Below are 25678 nucleotides of genomic sequence, written 5' to 3' on the forward strand. Positions count from 1 at the left end.
AACGAACTGGCTGGTAACACGAGCCTTGTGCACAATGATCGGTATGCCTGATTCCAATCCGGTCAGTGCCTGGAAGTCTTTGCGTGAAGGCAACGACCGTTTCGTCTCCGGTGCGCTGCTGCATCCTAGCCAGGGCGCCAACGACCGAGCCAAGCTCGTCAGCGGCCAGCATCCGTCCGCAATCCTGTTCGGCTGCGGTGACTCCCGAGTCGCCGCCGAGTTGATCTTCGATCAGGGACTCGGTGACATGTTCGTGGTGCGCACCGCGGGCCACGTCGTCGACAGCTCGGTGCTCGGCTCGATCGAGTACGGGGTCCAGGTGCTCGACGTGCCGCTGATCGTGGTGCTCGGCCACGACAGCTGCGGCGCGGTGAAGGCCACCATCGACGCGCTCGACGGCGGTGAGGTGCCCGGCGGATTCATCCGCAGCGTGGTCGAGAAGGTCACGCCGTCCATTCTGATCGGCCGCCGGGAGGGCCTGTCCACCGTCGACGAGATGGAGGCCAGGCACGTGGTCGAGACGAGCAGGCTGCTCATGCAGCGGTCGATGATCATCTCGCAGCGGGTGGCGACCGGTGAGCTCGCGATCGCCTGTGTCACATACAAGCTCGCCGACGGCCAGGTGAAGTTGCAGCGTGTCGTCGGCAACATCGGCGAGCTCGCCTGAGCCGGGGTCGCTGGAGTTTCCCCTGCGTGCGGGCCGGAATTTACTCGCCACGATCACCTATTCCGGACCGACACGCCGCAGGCATGAGTCGCTGCGCCCGATGGTGCCCTTACCGTTGAGGCGTGCTGGAACCGAATGGACCGCTGCCACCGGAGATCTATTGGCGTCGTCGCGCATTGGCGATCGGCGCCCTGGTCGTCGCGTTGGCGCTGGTCATCTGGCTGGTACTGACGGTCTCCCGCGGCGGCGACTCGCCCGGTGACTCGAAGCCCGTCGCGGCGAGCTCGTCGTCCAGTACGACGAGCAAGCCCGCCGATGCCTCGACGACGAAGGCCGCGGAGCCGAGCGAATCCGGCACGCCCGCACCGTCGAGCGCCGCCTCGTCGGCGTCGAACGAGCCTGCCTCGGCGCCGGGTCAGTGCCCCGATCAGTCGCTGGCCATCAAGATCAGCGTGGATCAGCCGACCTACCGGGTCGGCGAGCAGCCGAACTTCCGGATCGTCATCACCAACATCTCCAGCGTGCTGTGCCAGCGCGATATGAACCTGGCACAGATCCAGGCCTCGGTGCTCTCGCTGGACGGCCAGCGCCGGTTCTGGACCAGTTCGGACTGTTCGCCGGTGGACGAGTCGAACGCGCGCAACCTGAAAGCCGGTGAGCAGGCGCTGTTCACGGTGCGCTGGTCGGGCACCACGTCGCAGCAGGGCTGCGTCGGCGAGCGGGTGCCGGTGCCCGCGGGCGCCTATCAGGTCATCGCACAATTCGGTTCGCTGCACAGCTCGCCGGAGCCGTTCAACCTGACCACCACCTGAGCCGCCGCGAATTCGGCTGGCCCCGTTAGAAATCGGGTGCCACCTCGGTCGCCTCCTTCGTCGCGCGCCGCTTGCGGGTGCCGGTGATGCGGATGGCCGCGCGCACGTCGGCGACCTCGTGGATCTTCATGCCGCCGCGCTTCAGCGGGGCGTAGCCCGGCGGCACCAGCGCGGTGGTGAAGCCGAGCCGCTCGGCCTCGGCCAGCCTGCGTTCGAGCCCGGTCACCTTGCGTACCTCGCCGGCCAGCCCGACCTCGCCCAGGATCACCCAGCCCGCCGGAATCGCTACCTCCGAGTTGGCGCTGGCGATGGCGAGCGTGATGGCCAGGTCGGCGGCGGGCTCCAGCAGGCGCATGCCGCCGACCGTCGCGGCGTACACATCGGACTTGCCGATGAACACCTTGCCCCGGCTCTGCAGCACGGCGAGCACCATGGCGACCCGGTTGTAGTCGAGGCCGCTGACCGCGCGGCGCGGATTCGGGATCTCGGTCTCCACCGTCAGGCCCTGCACCTCGGCGACCAGCGGCCGCTTGCCGTCCATCGCCACGGTGACCGCGGTGCCGGGCACCGAATCGGTGCGGTGGTGCAGGAACAGCCCGGACGGGTCGTCGACGCAGGCGATGCCGTCCTCGTGCAGTTCGAAACAACCGACCTCGTCGGCGCTGCCGAAACGGTTCTTGATGCCGCGCACCATGCGCAGCGTCGAATTCTTGTCGCCCTCGAACTGCAGCACCACGTCCACGAGGTGTTCCAGCGTGCGCGGGCCCGCGACATTGCCGTCCTTGGTGACATGGCCCACCAGCAGCACCGCGATCCCGGTCGCCTTGGCCAGCGAGGTCAGCGCGGCGGTGACCGCACGCACCTGGGTGACACCGCCGATCACGCCGTCCACCTCGGGGGCGAGCATGGTCTGCACCGAGTCGACCACCAGCAGCGTCGGCCGCACCTGCTCGACATGCCCGAGCACGATCGACAGATCGGACTCCGCGGCCAGATACACCCGCTCGTGCACCGCGCCGGTGCGGTCGGCCCGCAGCCGCACCTGGCCCGCCGACTCCTCGGCGGTGACGTAGAGCGCCTTCGCGTCGTTCTGTCTGGCCCAGCGGTGCGCGACCTCGAGCAGCAGCGTCGACTTGCCGACGCCGGGCTCGCCGGACAGCAGCACCACCGAGCCGGGCACGACGCCGCCGCCGAGCACCCGGTCGAGCTCGCTGACCCCCGTCGACCGCGCCTGGGTGATCTTGGAGTCGATGGTGGAGATCGGGGCGGCGGCGGTGCTCGGCAGCATCGCGCGCCGGGCGGGGGAGCCTGCCCCCGTTGCCGCGACGGCGACCTCGTCGACGGTGCCCCACGCCCCGCAGTCGGGGCACTTACCCACCCACTTGGCGACCTCGTGCGTGCAGGCGGAGCACCGGAAGGTCGACTTGGTCTTTGCCACACGCGCACCTTACGTACCGCGTCCGACAACAAGGCCGCCGTCGGCTCCCGCAGGACGGCGTGGCGGCATAAACGAACGGCTGCCGCATCCGAGGATGTGGCAGCCGTCTCGTAAAGAGGCCTATACGGTCAGTGTCCGCCGCCCTTGTGCTCGACCTCGGCCGGGCCGGAGAGGTCCGACTCGTGCCGCTCGGTGTGCGTGCCGGCGTCGACCGGCACCTGGACCTGCACGGTGCCGTTCTGCTTGAAGTTGAACGCCACGTTGTAAGTGAGGCCCGGGGTGATGTCCCTGGTCAGCCCCGTGATCTCGATCAGGATCGGCTGGGCCGCCGGATCGTCGGTGGCCACGGGTGCGGTGGCGTGGTCGTCGCCGTGCGCGTCCGGGGTGCCGGGCTTGGCCGAGGTCGGAGCCGCACTGTGCGAGTCGCCCGCCTGCGTGGCGGGCCGGACCGGCTTGGTGGCCGCGACCACGGTCTGCTGCGGGGCCAGCTCCACCTTCGACTTGCCCGCGGCCGGCGTGATCTTCACCGTGCCGAGGTCGGAGGTGAGGCTGGTCAGCTCGTCGGGCACCGACGGGCTGTTGTTGATGATCGACAGGGCGATGACCGCCTTGCCGCCCTTGGTGTTGGTGTACTCGGTGCCACCGGCGGGATAGACGATGTGCACGTTGCGCAGCGCGATCTTGCCGACGTCGGCGGTGTTGCCGTTGATCGCGGCCACCTGGTCGGCGGTCTGCGAGATCTGGCCCGAGCTACAGCCGGTCAGCGCGATCGCCGCGCAGGCGGCGAGTGCGGCAACCGGCACGATGCGACGTCGCGCCTTTTTCAGGGCGGTCACAGCTTTCAGGGCAGTCACGGGTTGTCCCTCCATGTCGACCGGGCTCACTCCGCAAGGGAGAGTAATAACTAGGGAGCGTAGTAGTTCCCCCTGCGGACCGGGAGCCGGGGCTCGCGACGCGCGGGTCGTTGATAACAGATCGGTCGAGCGCCGCCGGGATCGCGGACGCACTGCCAGCTCAGGTGGGGGGCCGGGACGGGGACAGTGCCGGGGAGTTAACCTGTTCTGGCACAACGTAATGCACACCAGGCGGGTTCTGTCAAGCCCCACGGCTGCCTCGTTGTGGCCCTGACCTGCACAGTTGATCGCGCCGTTACCGAGTCGCATGTTAAACTGTGAACATCGAAAGGGGCACGGGACACATGATTTTTAAGGTCGGAGACACCGTCGTTTACCCCCACCACGGAGCGGCGCTGATCGAAGCTATCGAGACTCGCACCATCAAGGGTGAGCAAAAAGAGTATCTGGTCCTGAAGGTCGCCCAGGGCGATCTGACTGTTCGGGTTCCCGCTGAGAACGCCGAATACGTCGGCGTACGTGACGTCGTCGGCCAGGAGGGTCTCGATCGAGTCTTCCAGGTTCTGCGCGCGCCGCACACGGAGGAGCCGACCAACTGGTCCCGCCGTTACAAGGCCAACCTGGAGAAGCTCGCCTCCGGCGATGTGAACAAGGTGGCTGAGGTCGTCCGCGACCTGTGGCGTCGTGAGCAGGATCGTGGCCTGTCCGCCGGTGAGAAGCGGATGCTCGCCAAGGCCCGTCAGATCCTCGTCGGTGAGCTCGCGCTCGCCGAAGGCACCGATGACGGCAAGGCCGAGACGCTGCTGGACGAGGTCCTCGCCGCGGCTTCCTGACCGTGAACAAACTCGACAACGGTGCTCGTCTCACCGACGGAACCGTCGTTGCTTTGGTGCCTGCCGCCGGTCGTGGCGTGCGTCTGGGTGAAGCCACACCCAAGGCGTTCGTCCCGGTCGGCGGCAGCCCTATGGTCCGGCTCGCCGTCGAAGGCTTGATCGCCTCCGGCGCGGTCGACCGGATCATCGTTATGGTTCCCGCCGAATTCGTCGAGAGCGCCGTTGCCCTGCTGCCGCCCTCGGATTCGGTACACGTGGTCGTCGGCGGCGCCGAACGCATCGACTCGGTGCGGGCAGGCCTCGCCGCCGCACCCGAGGCCGCCTACTACCTCGTGCACGATGCTGCGCGCGCGCTGACGCCACCCGAGCTCATCGCCCGGGTCGCCGCCGAGCTGCGCGCCGGACATCTCGCCGTGGTCCCCGCGCTGCCGGTCACCGACACCATCAAGTCCGTCGACGCGGCAGGCGCGGTCACCGGCACGCCGGACCGCGCGCAACTGCGCGCCATCCAGACTCCGCAGGGTTTCGCCGCCGAACTGCTGCGCTCGGCCTACCTCTCCGAGGGCGTCCAGGCCACCGACGACGCCGGGCTCGTCGAACTGCTCGGCACCCAGGTGCACACCATCCCGGGCGACCCGTTGGCTTTCAAGATCACCACCCCGCTCGACCTGGTGCTCGCGCACGCGGTGCTCGACGGCGCCGACGCCCGGCGGGCGGTGGCCCGATGACCATGCGCGTCGGCATCGGCAGCGATGTGCACCCGATCGAAGCGGGCCGCCCCTGCTGGATGGCGGGTCTGCTCTTCGACGGCGACGACGGCTGCGCCGGACACTCCGACGGCGACGTCGCCGCGCACGCGCTCTGCGACGCGTTGCTGTCGGCGGCCGGGCTCGGCGACGTCGGCGCGGTGTTCGGCACCGGGCGTCCGGAATGGGCGGGTGTCTCCGGCGCCGCCATGCTGAAGGAAGTGCGCAGGCTGCTCGACGAGGCCGGTTTCGAGATCGTCAACGCGGCGGTCCAGGTGATCGGCAATCGACCCAAGATCGGCCCGCGCCGCGGCGAAGCCCAGCAGGTGCTCGGCGAACTGCTCGACGCGCCGGTCTCGGTTTCCGGAACTACCACCGACGGCCTCGGCCTCACCGGCCGCGGCGAGGGCATTGCCGCGATTGCAACCGCCCTGCTACAAGCCTGTCGCTGACCCAGCTCCGACGGACCTGAACCGGGTCCGGATACAGGCCTATCTACCAGCTAGGATCGAACGCCGTGACATTGCGCCTTTTTGACACCGACACGCGGACCATGCGCGACTTCGCGCCCTTGGTCCCCGGCCGCGCGTCGGTGTACCTGTGTGGCGCCACCGTGCAGGGCGCCCCGCACATCGGTCATGTGCGCAGCGGTGTCGCCTTCGACGTGCTGCGCCGCTGGCTGCTCGCGCACGACTACGACGTGTGGTTCATCCGCAATGTCACCGACATCGAAGACAAGATCCTGATCAAGGCCGCCGAGGCAGGCAGGCCGTGGTGGGAGTGGGCGGCCACCTTCGAGCGCGCCTTCGACAACGCCTACGAGACCCTCGGCGTGCTGCCGCCGTCGGCGCAACCGCGGGCCACCGGCCACATCACCCAGATGATCGAGATGATGCAGCGGTTGATCGACCGCGGGCATGCGTACCCGTCCGAGGGCAACGTCTACTTCGACGTGCTGAGCTACCCCGAGTACGGCAGCCTGTCCGGGCATCGGCTCGAGGACGTGGCCCAGGGCGAGAGCGCGGGCGAAGGCAAACGCGACCCGCGCGACTTCACCCTGTGGAAGGCCGCCAAGCCGGGCGAACCCACCTGGCCGTCGCCGTGGGGGCCCGGCCGGCCGGGCTGGCACCTGGAATGCTCCGCGATGGCCGAGTTCTATCTCGGTCCCGAATTCGACATCCATTGCGGCGGTATGGATCTGGTGTTCCCGCACCACGAGAACGAAATCGCCCAATCCAAGTGCGCCGGTGACGGTTTCGCCCGCTACTGGCTGCACAACGGCTGGGTGACCATGGGCGGCGAGAAGATGTCCAAGTCGCTCGGCAACGTGCTCTCGGTGCCCAACGTGCTCAAACACGTTCGCGCCGTGGAACTTCGGTTCTACCTCGGTAGCGCGCACTACCGCTCGAAGCTGGAGTACTCGGACAAGGCGCTGCACGATGCCGCCCAGTCCTATCAGCGCATCGAGGCGTTCGTGCATCGCACCGTGGATCGCGCGGGCGAGGTGCCGGTCGGCAAGTGGACCGACGCGTTCGCCGCGGCCATCGACGACGACCTCGCCGTGCCCAAGGCGCTGGCCGAGATCCATCACGTCGTGCACGAGGGCAACAAGGCGCTCGAAGCGGGCGCGATCGACAGCGCACGGGACCTGGCCGGACAGGTCCGCGCCATGCTCGGTATCCTCGGTGTCGACCCGCTGGATCCGCACTGGTTCACCCCACGCGACTCGTCGGCGGCACTGGGCGCGCTCGACGTGCTGGTGCGCGCCGAGCTCGACCGCCGTCAACAGGCGCGAGCAGACAAGGATTGGGCGAGCGCCGACGCCGCCCGCGATCGATTGCAGGCAGCCGGAATCGAGGTCACCGACACGCAAAATGGGCCGGAATGGGCCCTTGGCGCTGCGCCGCACACGGGGCCGGACGCGTCACAATCTGGAAAGGCCGGGTAATGGCAGGCAATTCGCAGCGTCGTGGTGCGATCCGCAAGGGCGGCACCAAGAAGGGTGCCGTCGTCGGCTCCGGCGGTAAGCGCAGGCGCGGGCTCGAAGGCCGCGGCGCGACCCCGCCTGCCGAGGCGCGCCCCAAGCACCCCGCCGCGAAGCGGGCCGCTGCTGCCGCCAAGGCCGCGGCCAAGGCCAGCGGTGGTCCTCGGGGCAGCGCGGGTCGCGCGGCCGGCCGCAAGGACGACGACAGCCCGGAGATGGTGCTCGGTCGCAATCCGGTGGTCGAGTGCCTGCGTGCGGGCGTGCCCGCCTCGGCCCTGTACGTGGCTCTGGGTGCCGAGAACGATGAACGGCTCTCCGAGAGCGTGAAGATGGCCGCTGACGCGGGCATCTCCATTCTCGAGGTGCCGCGCGGTGACCTGGATCGGTTGAGCGCCAACGGTTTGCACCAGGGCGTGGCCCTGCAGGTGCCGCCGTACCGCTACGCCCACCCGGACGACCTGCTCGCCGAGGTGCGCAATTCGCCGGAGCCCGCCCTGCTGGTGGCGCTGGACAACATCACCGATCCGCGCAACCTCGGCGCCGTGATCCGCTCGGTGGCCGCCTTCGGTGGGCAGGGCGTGCTGATCCCGCAGCGCCGCAGCGCCAGTGTCAGCGCGGTCGCCTGGCGTACCAGCGCCGGTGCCGCCGCAAGGCTGCCCGTCGCGCGGGCCACGAATTTGACTCGCACGCTGAAGGATTGGGCCTCGCAGGGCATTCAGATCGTCGGCCTCGACGCCGGCGGCGACACCACCCTCGACGACTTCGACGGTCGCGAGCCCACCGTCATCGTGGTCGGCTCGGAGGGCAAGGGCCTGTCCCGCCTGGTGCGCGAGAACTGCGACTCGATCCTCGGCATCCCGATGGCGGGCCCGGTCGAGTCCCTCAACGCCTCGGTCGCCGCGGGCGTCGTCCTCGCCGAGATTGCCCGGCAGCGCCGGGTCTGATTCGCCGCGGAAACGGGCGAGGCCCGGTCCCGCTCCGCTCGAAATCCGCAGTCGGGCCGATCGGTCGCGTCATGGACGCCGGCCGGTCGACGCGAAGTCGGGCCACGGCATTGGGCGGCAAATGGACTACACCCCCGTAGAATTCGGCGTGTGGTCATACCCAATCAGCCCATCGGGAGTCCGGTCGAGCACCCGAACGCGACGGCGGTGCTGTGGCTCGGCGTCGCGAGTGTGCTCTGCTGTGGCGTGCTCGGGCCGGTGGCATGGGCGATGGGCAAGCGCGCGCTGGATCAGATCGAGGAGTCCAACGGCGCCTACGGTGGCCGCGTTCAGGTGGTGGTCGGGTACATCCTCGGCATCATCGGCACCATCTTCATGATCATCTTCGCGTTGCTCTATCTGATGATCCTGCTCGGCGGCAACGCCTAGGCCCAGGCGGTGATCCAGCCTTCGGATGCATCCGGCCGGGCCAGTCTCTAATCGAGGCTCGGCCGTTCCTGGTCACCCTTGTCGTCCCAGGCCGGCCATTCCTCGCTGACGCTGCCGGTCCACTGGGGTTGCCTGCGTTCCTTGAACGCCGCCATCGCCTCGCCGCCGTCGATGCTCTTGCCGACGTGCTCGTTCAGGTCGGACTCCAGCTGCCCGACCATGGTCGGGCTCATGCCGAGCCCCTCCCACAGCAGGCGCTTGGACATCGCCACCGGCAGCGGCGCGGAGCCGTTGGCGATGTCGTGCGCGACGGCCAGTGCCATCGGCAGCACCTCGCCGCCGGCCAGGCAGCCGTTGGCCAGGCCCATCGCCTTGGCCTCGTCCCCGTCGAAGGTGCGGCCGGTGAGCATGATGTCGGCGGCGTTGGCCATGCCGACCAGCCGGGGCAGCGTCCAGTGCGAGTAACCGTCGGCGAGCACGCCGCGCCGAATCTGATTGAGGCCGTAGACCGCGTCGCGCGCCATGTACCGCAGGTCGCACTGCAATGCGAGGGCGAGCCCGATGCCCACCGCGTGCCCGTTCACCGCGGCGATCACCGGCTTGCGCACCCGCCACGGCGCGGGCTCGATGGTGGCGCTGACATCGCCGACCCGGCTCGATAGATCCGCGCCCGCGCAGAACGCGGGCGGTGTGCCGGTGATGACGACGGCGCGAATGGCGTCTTCGGTATCGCAGCGGCGCAGCGCGGCACCCAGTTCGGCGGCCATCGCCGGGGTGAAGGCGTTCTGCTGAGCGGGCCGATTGAGCGTGAGCACGGCGATGCCCGCGGAGACATCGACGTGCAGTTCCGAACTCATGCCAGCGATGTTAGTCGAGCCTGGCCCGCACCGACCCGGCCCCGAAAAACCTCACTCAGCCACGCAGTACTTTGCGGCCGATGGCGTACTTGTGCACCTCGGTCGGCCCGTCGTACAGGCGGAAGGCGCGGATGTCGCGGAAGATCATCTCGACCACCGTCTCGTCGCTGATGCCGATGCCGCCGAGCACCTGCACGCACCGGTCGGCCACCTTGAACAGCTCCTCGGAGACGTAGGACTTCGCGATCGAGCTCTCGTGCCGCGCCTTCTCGCCCTGATCCATCAGCCAGCAGGCGTGCCAGATGGTGAGCCTGCACTGGTGCAGTGCGATCTCGTTGTCCGCCAACATGAACGACACGCCCTCGTGCTCGCCGATCGGCTTGCCGAACGCGGTGCGGGTGCGCGCGTGCTCGACCGCGATGCTCTGCGCCCGCTCGGCCGCGCCGAGCCAGCGCATGCAGTGGGTGAGCCGGGCCGGGGCCAGTCGCAGCTGGGCGTAGCGCAACGCCTGACCGGCGTCGCCGAGCAGCGCCGACTGCGGCAGGGTGAGGTTGTCGAAGCGGACAACGCCATGTCCGGCAACGTAATTGCGGTCCATCGTATTCATGGTGCGTTCGATGACGATGCCCGGCTGGTCGCCGTCGGTGAGGAACAGCGTCGGCCCAGCGGGCAGGTGCGGGTTCTCCGCGAGGCGCGCCATGATGATCCACGTCTTGGCGCCGTTGGCTCCGGTGATCAGCCACTTGCGGCCGTTGACGGTGAAGTTCTCGCCGTCGAAGGTGGCGGTGGTGGCCAGCTGCGCCGGGTCCGAGCCCGCGCCGTCGGGTTCGGTCATGGCGAACACCGAGCGGTGCTGACCGGCGATCATCGGCGCGAGGTGGCGCTCGACCTGTTCCGGGTTCGCCACCTTCGACAGCAGGAACATATTGCCCTCGTCGGGCGCCGCGCAGTTCATCGCGATCGGCCCGAGGGTGGACCAGCCCGCCGCCTCGTAGAGCACCGCCTGCTCCAGGTGCGAGAGCCCGCGCCCGCCGAGCGCTTCCGGCGCCTGCACGGTGAGCAGTTTCTCCTCGCGCGCCAGCTCCACCAGTTCCTGCCGCAGCTCATCGGTCGGCCCGTGCGCGGTGAGCCGGGGATCCCGCTCGAACGGCACGATCTTGTCGATGACGAACCGGCGCACTCGATCGCGTTCGGCGGCGAGCTCGGCGGGTATCGAGAAGTCGATCATCGTTGGTCACCAATCGTTCGGGGGTGCGTGCGTCGAGCATACGAAACCCTGGTCGAGCGACTGAAGGCACCCGCCCTCAATGGAACGACAGTCGCTCACCCGGCCCATTACCCGAACGTTATGCACCACCCGCCAAAGACGCGTAGAGATCTACGGCCATGTTTCGACCTGTCTGCGCGAGCTGCCGCGCTCAGCGGGCGCGGGCGGCCTGACGACGCCGGGTACCCACCACCCGGCAGACGAGGTACAGCAGGAACGAGATTGTGGTGACGAACGTCGACACCGGTACGCCGGGCGCGAGCGACAGCAGAATGCCGCCTACCGCGGCGATTTCGGCGAAGACCACGGCAAGTATGGTGGCCCGCACCGGATCCGCCGTCAGCTGCGCGGCCGCCGCGGCGGGCGTGATCAACAGGGCGAGCACGAGCAGTGCGCCGACTATCTGCACGCCGAAGGCGGCCGTGATGCCGAGCAGCACCGCGAACACGATCGAGAGCGCGCGTACCGGAACACCGCGCGCCACCGCCACTTCCGGGTCCGAGCTGGCGAACAGCAACGGCCGGTAGACGATCGCGAGCACGGCCAGCACGCCGACGGTGCAGGCGGCGAGCAGGGTGATGCCGCCGTTGCCCACGCTGACGACCTGCCCGGTCAGCAGCGAGAACTTCGATCCCGCCCGGTCCGGCCCGAGCCACAGGAAGAGCACGGACAGACCGAGCCCGAATGACAGCACCACCGCGATCACCGAATCACGTTCGCGGGCACGTGTTCCCAGCAGGCCGAACAACACCGCCGCGACCACCGACCCGGCGATGGCGCCGACGCCGACCCCGATGCCGGCGAGCAGCGCCGCGGCCGCACCGGTGAGTGACAGCTCGCTGGTGCCGTGCACGGCGAACGACATCTGCCTGCTGATGATCAGCGGCCCGATCACCCCGGACAGCAGCCCGAGCAGCGCGGCGGCGAGCACCGCCTGCTGCACGAAGTCGTAGGAGAGCAGGTTCGCGGTGGTGCTGAAGTCGAACATCTTGCCGAGCACGCCGGACAGCTTGTCGATCACGAGCGGACCTCACGCGAATCCCGTTCGGGGCCGATGACTTCCGGTGAGCGGAAGCCGTCGCCCGCGGCACCGTGGCAGTGTGCCCCTGCGGTGCCGAGCGCGTCCATCGTGTCGCCGGTCCCGACGACCACCAGCCGGCCGCGCACGCGCAGCACATCGACCTCGGTCTGGTACAGCTCCGACAGCACGGCCGAGGTCATCACCTCGTCCGGTGTGCCGATCCGGAACTTGCCGTCCACCAGATACAGCACCCGATCCACCAGCGGCAGAATCGGATTGATCTCGTGCGTCACGAAAAGCACTGCGGTGTCGTGGGTTCGCCTGCGCTGGTCGATCAGATCCGCCACCAGTCGCTGGTTGGCCAGATCCAGGCTGAGCAGCGGTTCGTCGCAGAGCAGCACCTTCGGATCGCCGACCAGCGCCTGCGCCACCCGGAGCCGCTGCTGCTCACCGCCGGACATGGTCTCCAGCGGCGCGTGCGCGAACCGCTGTGCGCCGACGTCGGCGATGGCGGCCGCGACCTTGCGCTTGCGATCGGCCCGCGCCCGGAGCCCGAGCCCCCAGCGGTGGCCGTCGTAGCCGAGGCCGACGAGGTCGACGCCGCGCAGCTGCACCCCGGCGTCGATCGTCTTCTGTTGCGGCACATAGCCGATGTCCGGGTTGCCGGTGCGGGCCGGTGCGCCCGCGATCTCGGCGGTGCCCGCGCTGAGCCCTAGCTGGCCGAGCAGCACCTTCAGCAGCGAGGTCTTGCCGGATCCGTTGGGCCCGAGGACCGCGACGAATTCACCGGGCGCCACGTCGAGCGCCAGGTCCTGCCAGAGTGTGCGGTCGCCGAAGGACAACCGGGCCCCGTCGAGCCGGACCGCCGAGGCGCCGTTCGACAGTGCTTGCCGTTGCGTGTATTCGGTCAGCGCGGCCCCCTTGGTCGGTCCGTTACCGCTCAACTCAATGCCGCGGTCAATGCCTGAGCGTTCTTGGTCTGCCACTGCAGGTAATCGGTGCCTGCGGGCAGGGTTTCGGTCACCTCGACGATCGGCAGGCCGTTCGACTGCGCGACCGAGCGCAGCTCCTTGGTGATCTTGTCCTGCGTCTGCACGTTGTAGACCAGCGCGCGAACCTGCTTGCCGGTCAACAGCTCCCGGGTCGCGGCGACCGCGGCGGGGGCGGGGTCGGTCTCCTGCTCGATCGCCTCCTGGAACTCGTGCGGCGTGCGATCCGTCACGCCGGCGGCGAGCAGCAGGTAGTGCGCGAGCGGTTCGGTCTGCAGCACCGGCGTCTGCGGGTGCTCGGCGGCGAACTTGGTAGCGATCGCGGTGATTCCGGCCAGACCGCTCTTGAAGGTGGCCGCGCGCTCGGTGAAGGCGCTTGCGGCACCGGGGGCCAGCTCGCCGAGGCTGGTGGCGATCTGGTCGGCGACCGCGGCGACCGTGTTCAGGTCGTAGAAGACGTGCTCGTTCTCATCGGCCTTGTTCGGCCGGGACTCGAACGCGTCGACGGTGCGCTTGTCACGACCGGCCACGGCCTTCTCGGCGAACTCGTCGTAGCCACCGCCGTTGTAGACGACCAGATCGGCGTCGCGCAGCTTGGCGGACTCGACGGCGGAGGTCTCGTGCGAGTGCGGGTCGGCGGCGGGGTCGGTGATGATCGACTCGACGGTGGCGTCCGGTCCGGCGATGGTGGCGGCGATATTGCCCCAGGCATTGGTGGAGGCGACGACGGTCGGCTTACCCGAATCCTTCGCGTCGCTGCCGCAGGCGGTGAGCGCAAGAGCGGCGGTTACCCCTACCGCGACGACGGCGAACCGTCTGGCGAGGCTTGTCTGCATGTGGGGTACTCCTGTGACGCTCAACAGCTGGTGACGCACTCGAGCGGTGACACGACGCAGCTTAATGGAAATGGTTTCTGTTTCACTTTAGCAACCGCATGCCGACGACACGAGCCGGACCCGCCGACACGTCGATCGTCGGCGGGCCCGGTCCGGGAAAACGGGTGGAAGAAGCTCAGACGAGCGCCTCCACCGGCTGGCCGAGCAGCTGGGCGCAGCGCAGCAGGCCGAGGTGGCTGTAGGCCTGCGGGTGGTTGCCGAGCGAGCGCTCGGCAACCGGGTCGTACTCCTCGCTGAGCAGTCCGGTCGGCCCGGCCACATCGACCAGCTGGGCGAACAGCGCCTCGGCGTCCGAACGCTTGCCGATCAGCAGGTACGCCTCGACCAGCCAGGCCGCGCAGAGGTGGAAACCACCCTCGCCGCCGGGCAGGCCGTCGTCGTGGTGGTACCGGTACACCGTTGAGCCACTGCGCAATTCGGCCTCGGTCGCGACGACGGTCGCGGCGAAGCGCGGATCGGACGGATCGATCAGCCCGCTCAACCCGATGTGCAGGGTCGCCGCGTCCAGGTCGGTGCCGTCGTAGGCCGCGGTGAACGACTGGACCTCGTCGTTCCAGCCCTTGGACTTCACCTCGTCGGCGATGGTGTCGCGCAGCACCGTCCAGGCCGGGTCGACCTCGCGGGCGAACTTCTGCGCCAGCGTGAGCGCCCGGTCGACGGTCAGCCAGCCCATCACCTTCGAGTACACGTGGTGGCGCGGGTTGCCGCGGATCTCCCAGATGCCGTGGTCGGGTTCCTGCCAGCGCCGCTGCACCGCGGAGACCATGGCGCGCACCAGTTCCCAGTCCGCGTCCGGCAGGGCCTGGGCCGGATCGGTGATGCCCTGCACCTCCCGCGCGTGCGACAGGCTCGCGATGAGATCGACGATCGGGCCGAACACGTCCAGCTGCACCTGCATGTTGGCCGCGTTGCCCACCCGGACCGGGCGCGAACCCGCGTAACCGGGCAGCTGGTCGATCACGGCTTCCGGCGGCAGCGTCTCGCCGTACAGCGTGTACAGCGGGTGCAGGCGCTCGGGGCCGGGCAGCGTCTCCAGCACCCGGTGCACCCAGCCGAGGAAGTCTTCGGCCTCACTGAGCGAGCCGAGCGAGACCAGCGCCTGCGCGGTCAGCGACGCGTCGCGCAACCAGCAGTACCGGTAGTCCCAGTTACGCACGCCGCCGATGTCTTCCGGCAGCGACGTGGTGGCCGCGGCCAGGATGGAACCGGACGGCGCGTGCACCAGCCCGCGCAGGGTCAGCGCCGAGCGCTTCATCAGATCCGGCTTCAGCGACGGCAGCTGCAACGTGCCCGCCCACTGCGACCAGTAGCTCTCCGCCGCCCGCCTGCGCTCCAGCTCGTCGGTCTTGGCCGGGCTGAGATCGGAAGTGCCGCACCGCATCTCCAGCACGATCGGACCCTTCGACGGGTCCACCACGGCGCGCGCCGAATCGTGCGTGCCGTCGCTGACGATCTCCCAGGTCAGGCCGGGGGAGCGGAGCACCATCGGATCGTTGGTACCCCTGACCCGCAGCCCGTTCTCGGAGGCTTCGAGGCTCACCGGCACCTGACCGAATTCCGGTCGCGGTGCGAAGGTCACGACGGCCTTGGCGTCACCGGTGATCACCCGGGTCAGGTCGGTGCGGGTGGCGGCCACGTCGTGCGGCAGGTAGTCCACCACTTGCAGCTTGGCCCAACGGGTTTCGACCGTCATGGTGCTGTCGATGTAACGCTGCGAGAGCGGCAGGCCGGGGCGCTCCGGCTCGATGGTGAAGTGCCCGGCCTGCGGTCCGCCGAGCAGATGCGCGAACACCGCGGCCGAATCCGGTTCCGGATGACAGAACCAGGTGACTGTCGCGTCGGGGGTCAGCAGCGCCACCGAGCGGGGGCTGGCCAGCATGGTCAGCCGCTCGATCCGGGGCGCGCTCGCGCCGGCCAGCCAGGTGCGCCGCTCTTCGAGCAGGTACGCCAGCGCGCAGGACACGTCCTCGGTGCTGTCGACCCGGTGCTTGGCCTGGCTCTCGCCGTCGCCCACCTTGATGCCGAGGTCCGGGCCCGACAGCACGCGGAAGGCCTTCTCGTCGGTCACGTCGTCGCCGAAGAACACCGCGGCCGAGGCGGCGGCCTGATGCCGGATGGTGTCGAGCGCGGTGCCCTTGTCGGTCTGCACCACGGCCAGCTCGATGACGGCCTTGCCCTCGGTCACCTGCACGCCGAACCAGCACGCCGGGCCCTGCCGGACCTGCATCAAGGCCCGGTGCCCGATCTCCGGGCTGGCGTTGCGCACGTGCAGCGCGACGCTGGCCGGTTTGATCTCGACGGTGACGCCCGGGTTCTCCGCGGCGACCTGGGTCAGCGCAGTCTGCACCTCTTGCAGCAGTTGTTTGGCGTCGTTGTCGATGGCGTGCACGAAGCCGACGTCGAATTCCGAGCCGTGGCTACCGATCAGTTGCACCTCGACCGGAAGTCTCGACAACGCGGCGAGGTCTCGCAGCGCGCGGCCGGAAATGACCGCAGCGGTAGTGCCGGTCAGCCCGGCGAGCGCGCGTAACGCGCTCACCGATTCCCGGTGCGGAAAGGCCTTCGCGGGGTCGGACACGATGGGCGCAAGCGTCCCGTCATAGTCCGATGCGACCAACAGTCTTGGCACTCGCGCGACCGTCGACAGTGCACGGCGAAGTTCCAGTGGCAGATCCTGTGCGCTCACGCATCCAACCTAGTGATCGGAGGAGTTTTTTCATGGGCGGGCAGAACAATACTGGGTTTAATTTGCCGCACCGACGCCCGCCGCTGTGCGTGCGCTGTATCCGATTTTCCGCGACTTCGACCCGGCATGGGTGCCGAGCGCCCGAACTCGGGTCCGAGCGGCCGTGGCAGGTCGGTTCGACGCGTGCGCTGCGATCATGCCGAAGCGCTACGGGTCCCCGGTGGTGCCCGCAAAACCCGCGCTACCCACCCCTGCCGAGCAGACCGGGCGGGCGCGATTTCGATGCGCCCGCCCGGTTCTCGGCGTGAATGTGATTTTCCGCACGAATGCGGCGCGCGGCCCCGATTTGCCGGGAATGCGCTGGCTGTCCGAGTGCTAGCTGCGGTCGCCGAGCAGTAGGTCGACGGTCAGCTCGAGGCGCTCGGTCACGTCGGTCGCGGAGGCGCGCCGGGTCAGCCAGGCGACCAGGTTCGACAGCCACACATCGCTTATCACCCTGGCGATGGCCAGCTGACGCTCGGTGGGTTCGCCGTCGTTCATGGCGCGGGCGAAGACCCGATCCATCACCTTGCCGACCCGATCGACCTCGGCGGCCGCGGACGCGTCGGCGAACATGAACGCGCGCGTCATCGCCTCGGTGAGCAACGGGTCGCGCTGCATCATCCGGGTGATCTGGGTGAGCAGCAGGTGCATGCGCTCCTGCGGCGACTGTCCGGCAAGCGGCTTGCGCTTGCCCTCGATCTGCTCGAACTCGCGGGACAGCGCCGACACCAAAAGGTGCACCTTCGAGGGGAAATACCGATATAGCGTCCCGACTGCGACATCGGCGCGTTCGGCCACGGCGCGCATCTGCACCGCGTCGTATCCGCCCTTCGAGGCCAGCGCCAGCGTCGCGTCCAGGATGCGCTTACGCCGTTCCCGCTGCGCGGCCGAACTCAGCTCGTCCTCGCTGAGTGTCGTGACCGTCGCGGTAGCCGGCGCCGCGTTCGAGTCGGCCGGCTGCGATCGGGAGGGACTGGCCATTGGTGAGAGTCCTTTCCGGAAACGTCGTTCGTGGATCTGGCCCGAGTATCGGCTCGGCGGTCGTCTCTTGACTTCCGCACAGCTAGGATATTAGAACATGTTCTAGGTGTGGGAGTCACGCCGGGAAGGCGGTACGGAGTGTGACCATCGCCACCACTGACGAGCATAAAGCCGTCCAGGAGTCGATGCGCGGATGGGCCGGTTCGGTGCGTCCAATTGCAACAATGCGAACCGATCCGAGCACCTTCTGGCGCGCATACTGGCCGGGCCTGGCCGATCTCGGCATCTTCCGGGTCGCCGTCGCCGAGGATTCCGGCGGCGCGGGCGGTTCGGTGGCCGATCTCGCCGTGCTGGTCGAGCAGGCCGCGCACGATCTGGTCGGCGGGCCCGTGCTGGCAACAGCATTGGCCAATTTGATCACCGCGGGGCGGCTCGACGAGCAGTTGCCGTGCGGGGTTGCGCTCGACTTCGTTGTCGGCGCGGAGGTCAGCGTACCCGCCGCAGCCGATGAGTTGTTGCTCACGGGTTCCTGGGATTCGGTGCTCGGCGCGGCGCCGGAAACCGCCGTGCTGCTGCCGATTTCCACGCCCGACGGGCAGCGCTGGGTGCTGCTGCCGCCGGACGCCGAAGGGCTTCGGGTAGAACCGCTTTCGCCGCTCGACCTGAGCACGCCGCTGGCCCGGGTGCACTGCGCCGACGTGCGGGTACCGGCCGATCAGGTGTTCGTGTCGCCGCACGCGGTGCAGGATCTGCTCGTGGTCCTGGCGGCCGCCGAACTGGCCGGCCTGGCCGGCTGGTGCCTGACGACCGCCGTCGAATACGCAAAGGTCCGTCAGCAATTCGGCCGCAAGATCGGCTCGTTCCAGGCCGTCAAGCACATCTGCGCCTGGATGCTCTGCCGGACCGAGTTGATCCGGGCCGTCGCCGCCGACGCCGCGGCCGCCGTGGACGAGGGCGGCGCGGAGCTGCCCATCGCCGCCGCGATCGCCGCGGCCACCGCGCTGGACGCCGCAGTCGATACCGCGAAGGACTGCATCCAGGTGCTCGGCGGCATCGGCTTCACCTGGGAGCACGACGCGCATCTCTACCTGCGCCGGGCGGTGGCGTTGCGCCAGTTGCTCGGTGGGGCGGCGCACTGGCGGGCCAGGGTGACCGAACTGACCCGCGCGGGTCAGCGGCGCACCACCGGCGCCGACCGGGTCTTCGCGGCCGAAGGCGTTGCGGCCGTGGACGGCGACAGCGCAGGCGAGTTGGCGGCGGAGGTGGCGCGGATCGCCGCGCTGCCCGCCGACCAGCAGCGCGAGGCCATGGTCGAAGCGGGTCTGGTGATGCCGCACTGGCCGCGACCGTACGGTCGCGGCGCGGATCCGATGACGGGCCTGCTGATCTCGGAAGAACTGCGGCGGGCCGGACTCGCCGCGCCTGATTTGGCGATCGGCGGCTGGGCCGTCCCCACGCTGTTGCAGCACGGCACCCAGGAGCAGATCGAGCGCTTCGCCTGGCCGACGCTGCGCGGCGAGGTGGTCTGGTGTCAGCTGTTCAGCGAGCCGGAGGCCGGGTCGGATCTGGCCGCGTTGCGCACCACCGCCAAGAAGGTGGACGGCGGCTGGGTGCTGCGCGGGCAGAAGGTGTGGACCTCGCTCGGTGATCGGGCGAACTGGGGGATCTGCCTGGCCCGCACCGACCCTGACGCGCCGAAGCATCGCGGCATCAGCTACTTCCTCGTCGACATGGCCAGCGCTGGTCTGCAGGTGCGTCCGCTGGTGCAGATCACCGGCGAGGCGCGGTTCAGCGAGGTGTTCCTCGATGACGTCTTCGTCCCGGACGAGCACGTGGTAGGCGCGCTGAACAACGGCTGGAAGATCGCCCGCTCGACCCTGTCGACCGAGCGAGTGGCGATGGGCGGCAACGGAATCGGGCCGGTGCTCGAGGAGCTGATCGCGAAGTCGCCCGCCACCGGGCCGGGTGCGGAACTGGTGAACGACCGGCTGGGCGCATTCGTCGCCGAGGCGATCGGCGGCCTGCTGCTGGAGCAGCGCGCCGCCGTCAAGATGCTGGCGGGCGCCGACCCCGGCGCGCAGAGCAGCGTGCGCAAACTGGTCGGCGTGCGGCATCGCCAAGCGGTCGCGGAATTCGCCGCGGAGACGGCAGGTCCCGCCGGTGCGCAGGACTCGGAAGTGGTAAAAGAATTCCTGCTCACACGCTGTTTATCGATCGCCGGTGGTACCGAACAGATCTTGCTGACCGTGGCCGGTGAGCGAATTCTCGGACTACCCCGCGACAAAGACAGCTAGCGACGAGTCGACTGGGAGTAACTGTGGATTTCACCAGGGACGAGGGCCAAGACGCGGTGGCCGAGGTCGTCGTGAGTTTATTGGAGCGGGAACCGGCCCGTGATTACGCGTTATGGCCGAGCCTGGTCGAGAGCGGACTGCTTTCGGTCGCACTGCCGGAGCGATTCGGCGGTGACGGCATGGGTCTGCCCGAGGTCTCGGTGCTGCTGACCGAGCTGGCGATGGACGCGGTGGCGGTGCCTGCCCTGCCCACGCTCGGCTTCGGCCTGCTGCCGCTGTTGTCGCTGCTGCCGGACAGTCTCGCCGAGCGGGTGTACCCGGAGGTGGCCAAGGGCGCGGTGCTCACCGCGGCGCTCAGCGAGCCGGCCGCCCCGTTCGCGGTCAAGCCGGAGACGGCGGCCGTCGTAGACGGCGACTCGGTGCGGGTCACCGGTCACAAGGTCGCCGTGCCCTACGGGGAGGAGGCCCGCTGGCTGCTGATCCCGACGAATTCCGGTATCGCGCTGATCGATTCGGACGCCAAGGGGCTGATCCGGGTGCCGTCGCCGGTCTCCGGCGGCATCCCCGAGTGCACCGTGCGGCTGGACCGGGTATTGATTCCGGCCGAGCAACTGCTGCCCGGCGGGCTCGCGGACCTGCACCGACTAGCCCTCGCGTCGATCGGCGCCGTCGCGGACGGGCTGCTCAAGGGCGCACTCGTGCTCACCGCCGAACACCTGCGCACCCGGCGCCAATTCGGCAGGCCGCTGGCCGAATTCCAGGCCGTCGCCCAGCAGATCGCCGACCTGTACGTCGTCTCGCGCACCCTGCACGTGGCCGCCGTCTCGGCGAATTGGGCGCTGGCGCAGGACGATTCCAGCCCGCAGCATCAGGCCCGGATCGACGACGATCTCGACGTGCTCGCCTACAGCGTGGCCGCCGACCTCCCCGCCGCCATGCAGAAGTGTCATCACCTGCACGGCGGTCTCGGCGTGGACATCACCCACCCGATGCACCGCTACTACTCACAGGCCAAGGACATCGCTCGCTGGCTCGGCGGCGCATCGTTCCGACTCGATCGATTGGGGGCCAGATGTTCATCGACCTGACCACCGAGCAACGTAAGCTGCGCGACGAATTACGTTCGTACTTCGCAAGTCTCGTGACGCCCGAAGAGGAAGCCGCGATGGCGGTGAACCGGCACGGCGACGCCTACCGCGACGTGGTGCGAAGGATGGGCCGCGACGGCTGGCTCGGCGTCGGCTGGCCCAAGCAGTACGGTGGGCAGGGATTCGGGCCCGTCGAACAGCAGATCTTCTTCAACGAGGCGGTACGGGCGGATGTGCCGCTGCCGCTGGTCACCCTGCTGACGGTCGGCCCGACGCTGCAACAGTTCGGCAGCGACGCGCAGAAGAAGAAGTTCCTCCCCGGAATCCTTTCCGGCGACATCCATTTCGCCATCGGTTACTCCGAGCCCGAGGCAGGCACCGACCTCGCGTCGCTGCGAACCTCGGCCGTGCGGGACGACTCCGGTGACTGGGTTGTCAACGGGCAGAAGATCTTCACCACCGGCGCACACGAGGCCGACTTCGTCTGGCTGGCCTGCCGCACCGGTTCGGTCGAGTCGCGGCATCGGGGTATCACCATCCTGATCGTGGACACCACCGATCCCGGCTACTCCTGGACGCCGATCATCACCTGCGACGGTGCGCATCACACCAACGCGACCTACTTCGACGACGTGCGGGTGCCCGCGGACATGCTGGTCGGCGAGGAGAACGCGGGCTGGCGGCTGATCACCACCCAGCTCAATCACGAGCGGGTCAGCCTCGGTCCGTCCGGCAAGATCGAGCAGCTCTACGACCGGGTGCGCGATTGGGCGCAGCCGCGCGGTGTGCTCGGCGAGACCGATGTGCGGCGCTCGCTCGGCCGCATCCACGCCATGGTCCGGTTGAACGAGCTGTTGAACTGGCAGGTGGCCGCCACCGTGGACGGTGACCAGGCCGGGGTGATCGCCGACGCGTCGGCCACCAAGGTGTTCTCCACCGAATCATTGCAGGAGGCAGGCAGATTGGCGGAGGAGATCGTCGGCCGCTACGGCGATCCCGCCGAACCCGGCACCGCGGAACTGCTCACCTGGCTGGACCGGCGGACCAAACAGAACCTGGTGGTGACCTTCGGCGGCGGCGTCAACGAGGTGATGCGCGAACTGGTCGCCACGGCAGGGCTGAAGCTGCCGCGAGTACCCCGATAGCCCTTAGACATTGCTAGTCGAGAAGGAGCCGCGCGTGCCGGAAACCATGAGTCCGGAGGCGATCGTCGCCGAGGCCGAACAGATCAAGGCGGCCGGTGACTGCGCGCCCCGCTTCGGGCGGGACCCGGTGAACCAGCCGATGATCAACAACTGGGTCGAGGCGCTGGGCGACACCAATCCCATCTACGTCGACGAGGCGGCCGCCAAGGCAGCGGGCCATCCGGGCATCGTCGCCCCGCCCGCCATGGCCCAGGTGTGGACCATGTTCGGGCTCAACGGTTTCCGGCCGTCCGACGATCCGCTGGGCAAGGCCACCGAGCTGCTCGACGCGGCGGGGTACACCTCGGTCGTCGCCACCGATTGTCAGCAGACCTATCACCGGTACCTGAATGTCGGCGAGCAGGTATCGGTGACCAGCAGGTTGTCCGAGATTCGCGGTCCGAAGCGGACGGCGCTGGGGGAGGGCTGGTTCGTCACCTTCCAGACCAGCTGGCACGTCGGCGACGAGCTGGTCGCCGAAATGTTGTTCCGGCTGCTGAAATTCGCGCCCGGCACCGGTGCCGCGCCGAAAGCGCCTGCCGGAGAACGGGTCAAGCCGCTGGTCTCCTGGGATACCGAATTCTTCTGGGAGGGCACCAAAGCGGGCGAGCTGCGCATCCAGCGGCTGCCCGACGGTTCGCTGCGCCATCCGCCGATCCCGGCGCTGTGGAAGGACAAGTCGGAGCAGACCGACTACGTCGTCTCCCCGGGACGCGGCACCGTATTCAGCTATGTCGTGCACCACGCGCCGAAAGTGCCGGGGCGGCAACTGCCCTTCGTCGTCGCGCTGGTCGAATTGGAGGAAGGGGTGCGCATGCTCGGCGAACTACGCGGCATCGAACCCGCCGAGGTGCGGGTCGGGCTGCCCGTCCAGGTGGCGTTCGAGAAGCTCGACGACGAAGCGACGCTGCCGTACTGGCAGGTGACCGCATGACGGCGACTGTCGAGCCGACCTCGGTGCAGGTCGGTACCGTGCTGCCCGAGCTGGTGATCACCGCCGATCCGACCTTCGTGATCAGTACCGCCTTGGCCACCAGGGACTTTCAGGATGTGCACCACGACAGGGACAAGGCCCTCGCCCGCGGTTCCAAGGACATCTTCGTCAATATCCTCACCGACACCGGGCTGGTGCAGCGTTTCGTCACCGACTGGGCCGGGCCGCGCGCGGTGGTGAAGTCGATCGCGCTGCGCCTCGGGGTGCCGCTGTACGCCGGGGACACCCTGACGTTGACCGGCACCGTGGCCGCCATCGACGGTGACGACATCCACATCGACGTGGTCGGCAAGGACAGCCTCGGCGACCACATCACGGCGAAAGCCATTATCGCTTACCGGAGTTCGCATGAGTGAGTCGAGTATCTCGGGTCGCGCGGCCATCGTCGGCATAGGCGCGACCGATTTCTCCAAAGATTCCGGCCGCAGCGAACTGCGCCTTGCCGCCGAGGCGGTCACCGCGGCGCTGGCCGACGCGGGTCTGACCCCGGCCGACGTCGACGGCCTGACCACCTTCACCATGGACACCAACACCCAGGCCGCAGTGGCCCGGGCCGTGGGTATTCCGCAGCTGAAGTTCTTCAGCCACATCGGTTACGGCGGCGGGGCGGCCTGCGCCACCATCCAGCAGGCCGCCATGGCGGTGGCCACCGGCGTCGCCGATGTGGTGGTGGCCTACCGCGCCTTCAACGAGCGTTCGGTGTCCCGATTCGGCCAGTTCTCCACGGCTTTGGCGTCCGCGCCCACCTCGTCGGGGATCGATGCGGGCTGGTCCTACCCGCAGGGTCTGGGCACCCCAGCTGCGCAGGTTGCCATGGTCGCCAGGCGCTACATGCACGTATACGGCGCCACCAGTGCCGATTTCGGCGTGGTAGCGGTGGCCGACCGCAAGCACGCCGCGGTGAACCCGGACGCTTTTTTCTACGGCAAGCCGATCACCCTGGAGGACCACCAGAATTCGCGGTGGATCGCCGAACCGCTGCACCTGCTCGACTGCTGCCAGGAGTCCGACGGCGGTGTCGCCATCGTGGTCACCAGCGCCGAACGGGCGCGTGACCTACCGCAGCGTCCGGCGGTAATTACCGCCGCCGCACAGGGTTCCGGCGCCGACCAGTACGTGATGACCAGCTACTACCGCGACGCGATGTCCGGCCTGCCGGAGATGGGCCTGGTCGGCGACCAGCTCTGGGCGCAGAGCGGTTTGCGGCCGGACGATATGCAGGCCGCCATCCTCTACGACCACTTCACCCCGTTCGTCCTGATGCAGCTGGAGGAGCTCGGTTTCTGTGGCCGCGGCGAGGCCAAGGACTTCATCGCCGACGGCGCCATCGAGGTCGGTGGCAGGCTCCCGCTGAACACCCACGGCGGGCAGCTCGGCGAGGCGTACATCCACGGCATGAACGGCATCGCCGAGGCGGTCCGCCAGATCCGCGGCACCTCGGTGAACCCGGTGGATGGCCTGGAGAACATCGTGGTCACCGCGGGTACTGGCGTACCGACCTCGGGCTTGGTGCTCAGCGCCAACTGAACCGTCGGGCTAACGCGGCGGTGTGCCCGGCTGGTCGTGCGTCGAGCAGTGGATGCCACCGCCGCCCGCGGCGATCTCATCGATCGGCACCGCGACGACGTCGCGGCCGGGCAGGTGGTCCCGCAGGATGCCCTGCGCGCGGTCATCGGCCTGCCGGTCGCCGAACTCCGGCAGGAATACCGCGCCGTTGGCGAGGTAGAAGTTCGCGTAGCTGGACACGAATTCCTCGCCGTAGCCGGTGATCCGATCGGGGTCGGGCTGCGGCAGGTCGATCACCTCCAGCTTGCGACCGCGCGCGTCGGTGGCCTCGGCCAGCACCTGCCTGGCCTGCTCGCTCGATCGCGACCACGAGTCGGCGGGCGATCCGGGAAACGCGGTGTCCAGCAGCACCACTCCGGGCGCGACGTAGCGGACCAGGCAGTCGATGTGCGCGTCGGTGATGTCCTCGCCGCGCACGCCTGCGCACCAGATGACCTTCTCGATGCCGAGGGTCTGCCGCAATTCGGTTTCGAGCTGGTCGCGGCTCTTGCCGGGATTGCGGTTGTCGTTGACGATCGAGCTCTCGGTGACCAGCAGGGTGCCCTGACCGTCGGTTTCCAAGGCGCCGCCCTCGGCGACGAAGGGGGCCTGGTATCGGGGAATCCGATAGCGCGACAGCAAGTTCCGGCCGAGCGGGCCGTCATTCTCATGCGGTTGTTTGTTGCCCCAGCCGCTGAAGTTCAGGTCGACGCCGACGACCTTGCCGTTTTGCTGCACGAAGACGGGGATGGTGTCACGGGCCCAAAGGTCGTCCACCGCAAGTGGAATCACCTCGACTCCGCTGCCGCACGCCCGCTGCGCCGCGTCGCGCTGACTGTCCCGCGCGAGCAGCACCACCGGCTCGTACTCGGCGATCGCCTGGGCCAGCCCGGCGATGTCCTTGCGGACGTCGTCGAGGTACGGCCCCCAGACCGCCTCCTGCGCAGGCCACGCCATATAGGTGCGCGCATGACTCTCCCACTCGGCGCCGAACCGGCCGCCGGGTCCCGCTTGCTCGGGGGCATCGGGTGTGGACGGATCGGCTGAACCGCAACCCGAGACCCCCGCGGCGAGCAGGCCGGCGAGAACGCTGAAGGCAGATCGGCGGGACATGTGGGTCTCCATCA

At 68.8% G+C, this 25678-nt stretch carries 24 protein-coding genes; 14 read left to right on the forward strand and 10 right to left on the reverse strand.

Translation table 11 applies throughout. The annotated features are described in order from the left end of the window. The first annotated feature begins 43 nt into the window (after nucleotides 1–43). On the forward strand, nucleotides 44–667 hold the full coding sequence (locus tag DBO33_RS04205; protein ID WP_107659967.1) for a carbonic anhydrase: 624 nt from the start codon (nucleotides 44–46) through the stop codon (nucleotides 665–667). Between the two features lie 122 nt (nucleotides 668–789). After that, complete coding sequence (locus DBO33_RS04210; RefSeq protein WP_107653856.1) at nucleotides 790–1479, forward strand: hypothetical protein; 690 nt, start codon at nucleotides 790–792, stop codon at nucleotides 1477–1479. A gap of 25 nt (nucleotides 1480–1504) precedes the next feature. Here DBO33_RS04210 and radA read toward each other — a convergent pair whose 3' ends face one another. Both radA and DBO33_RS04220 read right to left on the reverse strand, forming a co-directional pair. After that, the gene (gene radA / locus DBO33_RS04215) at nucleotides 1505–2917 is read right to left on the reverse strand and encodes a DNA repair protein RadA (RefSeq protein WP_107653857.1); all 1413 of its coding nucleotides are present in this window, start codon (nucleotides 2915–2917) and stop codon (nucleotides 1505–1507) included. A 128-nt stretch (nucleotides 2918–3045) separates the two neighbouring features. After that, nucleotides 3046–3753, reverse strand: coding sequence for a hypothetical protein (locus tag DBO33_RS04220; RefSeq protein WP_234390690.1), 708 nt, complete (start codon nucleotides 3751–3753; stop codon nucleotides 3046–3048). A 362-nt stretch (nucleotides 3754–4115) separates the two neighbouring features. Here DBO33_RS04220 and carD point away from each other — a divergent pair, with 362 nt between their 5' ends. From carD to DBO33_RS04250, 6 genes are all read left to right on the forward strand, one after another. Next, nucleotides 4116–4604: an RNA polymerase-binding transcription factor CarD gene (gene carD / locus DBO33_RS04225; RefSeq protein WP_011206964.1), complete on the forward strand. Its 489-nt coding sequence runs from the start codon at nucleotides 4116–4118 to the stop codon at nucleotides 4602–4604. A 2-nt stretch (nucleotides 4605–4606) separates the two neighbouring features. Beyond that, nucleotides 4607–5332 carry a 2-C-methyl-D-erythritol 4-phosphate cytidylyltransferase gene (gene ispD / locus DBO33_RS04230; protein WP_107653858.1) on the forward strand — a complete coding sequence of 242 codons (726 nt, stop codon included), beginning with the start codon at nucleotides 4607–4609 and terminating at the stop codon, nucleotides 5330–5332. A 2-nt stretch (nucleotides 5333–5334) separates the two neighbouring features. Beyond that, entirely contained in the window at nucleotides 5335–5802 is a 468-nt protein-coding gene (gene ispF, locus DBO33_RS04235) for a 2-C-methyl-D-erythritol 2,4-cyclodiphosphate synthase (RefSeq protein WP_107659969.1), read from the forward strand. A 65-nt stretch (nucleotides 5803–5867) separates the two neighbouring features. After that, nucleotides 5868–7298 (forward strand): cysteine--tRNA ligase, encoded by a 1431-nt coding sequence (gene cysS, locus DBO33_RS04240; protein ID WP_107653859.1) that lies wholly within the window; start codon nucleotides 5868–5870, stop codon nucleotides 7296–7298. Then, nucleotides 7298–8278: a 23S rRNA (guanosine(2251)-2'-O)-methyltransferase RlmB gene (rlmB, locus tag DBO33_RS04245; protein ID WP_107653860.1), complete on the forward strand. Its 981-nt coding sequence runs from the start codon at nucleotides 7298–7300 to the stop codon at nucleotides 8276–8278. The genes cysS and rlmB overlap by 1 nt, the downstream gene beginning before the upstream one ends. Nucleotides 8279–8428: 150 nt before the next feature. Beyond that, a complete protein-coding gene (locus DBO33_RS04250; protein WP_107653861.1) occupies nucleotides 8429–8707 on the forward strand; it encodes a DUF4190 domain-containing protein in 279 nt (92 codons plus the stop codon). 47 nt (nucleotides 8708–8754) lie between these two features. Here DBO33_RS04250 and DBO33_RS04255 read toward each other — a convergent pair whose 3' ends face one another. From DBO33_RS04255 to kstR, 7 genes are all read right to left on the reverse strand, one after another. Beyond that, nucleotides 8755–9564 (reverse strand): enoyl-CoA hydratase/isomerase family protein, encoded by an 810-nt coding sequence (locus DBO33_RS04255; protein WP_107653862.1) that lies wholly within the window; start codon nucleotides 9562–9564, stop codon nucleotides 8755–8757. A gap of 55 nt (nucleotides 9565–9619) precedes the next feature. Beyond that, entirely contained in the window at nucleotides 9620–10792 is a 1173-nt protein-coding gene (locus tag DBO33_RS04260) for an acyl-CoA dehydrogenase family protein (RefSeq protein WP_107653863.1), read from the reverse strand. 190 nt (nucleotides 10793–10982) lie between these two features. Then, entirely contained in the window at nucleotides 10983–11819 is an 837-nt protein-coding gene (locus DBO33_RS04265) for a metal ABC transporter permease (RefSeq protein ID WP_107659970.1), read from the reverse strand. Between the two features lie 29 nt (nucleotides 11820–11848). Then, nucleotides 11849–12763 (reverse strand): metal ABC transporter ATP-binding protein, encoded by a 915-nt coding sequence (locus DBO33_RS04270; RefSeq protein ID WP_407670596.1) that lies wholly within the window; start codon nucleotides 12761–12763, stop codon nucleotides 11849–11851. Nucleotides 12764–12792: 29 nt separating this feature from the next. Further along, nucleotides 12793–13677 carry a metal ABC transporter solute-binding protein, Zn/Mn family gene (locus DBO33_RS04275; RefSeq protein ID WP_107653864.1) on the reverse strand — a complete coding sequence of 295 codons (885 nt, stop codon included), beginning with the start codon at nucleotides 13675–13677 and terminating at the stop codon, nucleotides 12793–12795. A 175-nt stretch (nucleotides 13678–13852) separates the two neighbouring features. Next, complete coding sequence (otsB, locus tag DBO33_RS04280; RefSeq protein WP_107653865.1) at nucleotides 13853–16423, reverse strand: trehalose-phosphatase; 2571 nt, start codon at nucleotides 16421–16423, stop codon at nucleotides 13853–13855. A gap of 375 nt (nucleotides 16424–16798) precedes the next feature. Beyond that, nucleotides 16799–17446 carry a cholesterol catabolism transcriptional regulator KstR gene (kstR, locus tag DBO33_RS04290; protein WP_107653867.1) on the reverse strand — a complete coding sequence of 216 codons (648 nt, stop codon included), beginning with the start codon at nucleotides 17444–17446 and terminating at the stop codon, nucleotides 16799–16801. A 140-nt stretch (nucleotides 17447–17586) separates the two neighbouring features. On the opposite strand from kstR, the gene DBO33_RS04295 reads away from it, so the two are divergent. From DBO33_RS04295 to DBO33_RS04320, 6 genes are read left to right on the forward strand one after another with little or no spacing between them, the layout of a single operon-like run. Further along, nucleotides 17587–19740 (forward strand): acyl-CoA dehydrogenase, encoded by a 2154-nt coding sequence (locus DBO33_RS04295; RefSeq protein ID WP_107653868.1) that lies wholly within the window; start codon nucleotides 17587–17589, stop codon nucleotides 19738–19740. A 23-nt stretch (nucleotides 19741–19763) separates the two neighbouring features. Continuing rightward, the gene (locus DBO33_RS04300; protein ID WP_107653869.1) at nucleotides 19764–20828 is read left to right on the forward strand and encodes an acyl-CoA dehydrogenase family protein; all 1065 of its coding nucleotides are present in this window, start codon (nucleotides 19764–19766) and stop codon (nucleotides 20826–20828) included. Further along, nucleotides 20813–21973, forward strand: coding sequence for an acyl-CoA dehydrogenase family protein (locus DBO33_RS04305; RefSeq protein WP_107653870.1), 1161 nt, complete (start codon nucleotides 20813–20815; stop codon nucleotides 21971–21973). The genes DBO33_RS04300 and DBO33_RS04305 overlap by 16 nt, the downstream gene beginning before the upstream one ends. A 46-nt stretch (nucleotides 21974–22019) precedes the next feature. Beyond that, the gene (locus tag DBO33_RS04310) at nucleotides 22020–22946 is read left to right on the forward strand and encodes a bifunctional MaoC family dehydratase N-terminal/OB-fold nucleic acid binding domain-containing protein (protein WP_107659971.1); all 927 of its coding nucleotides are present in this window, start codon (nucleotides 22020–22022) and stop codon (nucleotides 22944–22946) included. Continuing rightward, nucleotides 22943–23362: a MaoC family dehydratase gene (locus DBO33_RS04315; RefSeq protein WP_107653871.1), complete on the forward strand. Its 420-nt coding sequence runs from the start codon at nucleotides 22943–22945 to the stop codon at nucleotides 23360–23362. The genes DBO33_RS04310 and DBO33_RS04315 overlap by 4 nt, the downstream gene beginning before the upstream one ends. After that, nucleotides 23355–24533 carry a lipid-transfer protein gene (locus tag DBO33_RS04320; protein ID WP_107653872.1) on the forward strand — a complete coding sequence of 393 codons (1179 nt, stop codon included), beginning with the start codon at nucleotides 23355–23357 and terminating at the stop codon, nucleotides 24531–24533. Before DBO33_RS04315 ends, DBO33_RS04320 begins: the two co-directional genes overlap by 8 nt. Before the next feature lie 9 nt (nucleotides 24534–24542). Here the strand turns inward: DBO33_RS04320 and DBO33_RS04325 are convergent, their stop codons facing one another. Continuing rightward, nucleotides 24543–25664, reverse strand: coding sequence for an agmatine deiminase family protein (locus DBO33_RS04325; protein WP_199856527.1), 1122 nt, complete (start codon nucleotides 25662–25664; stop codon nucleotides 24543–24545). Between the last annotated feature and the right edge of the window lie 14 nt (nucleotides 25665–25678).

Origin of the sequence: Nocardia suismassiliense (assembly GCF_900269665.1) — a bacterium.
Lineage (GTDB): Bacteria > Actinomycetota > Actinomycetes > Mycobacteriales > Mycobacteriaceae > Nocardia > Nocardia suismassiliense.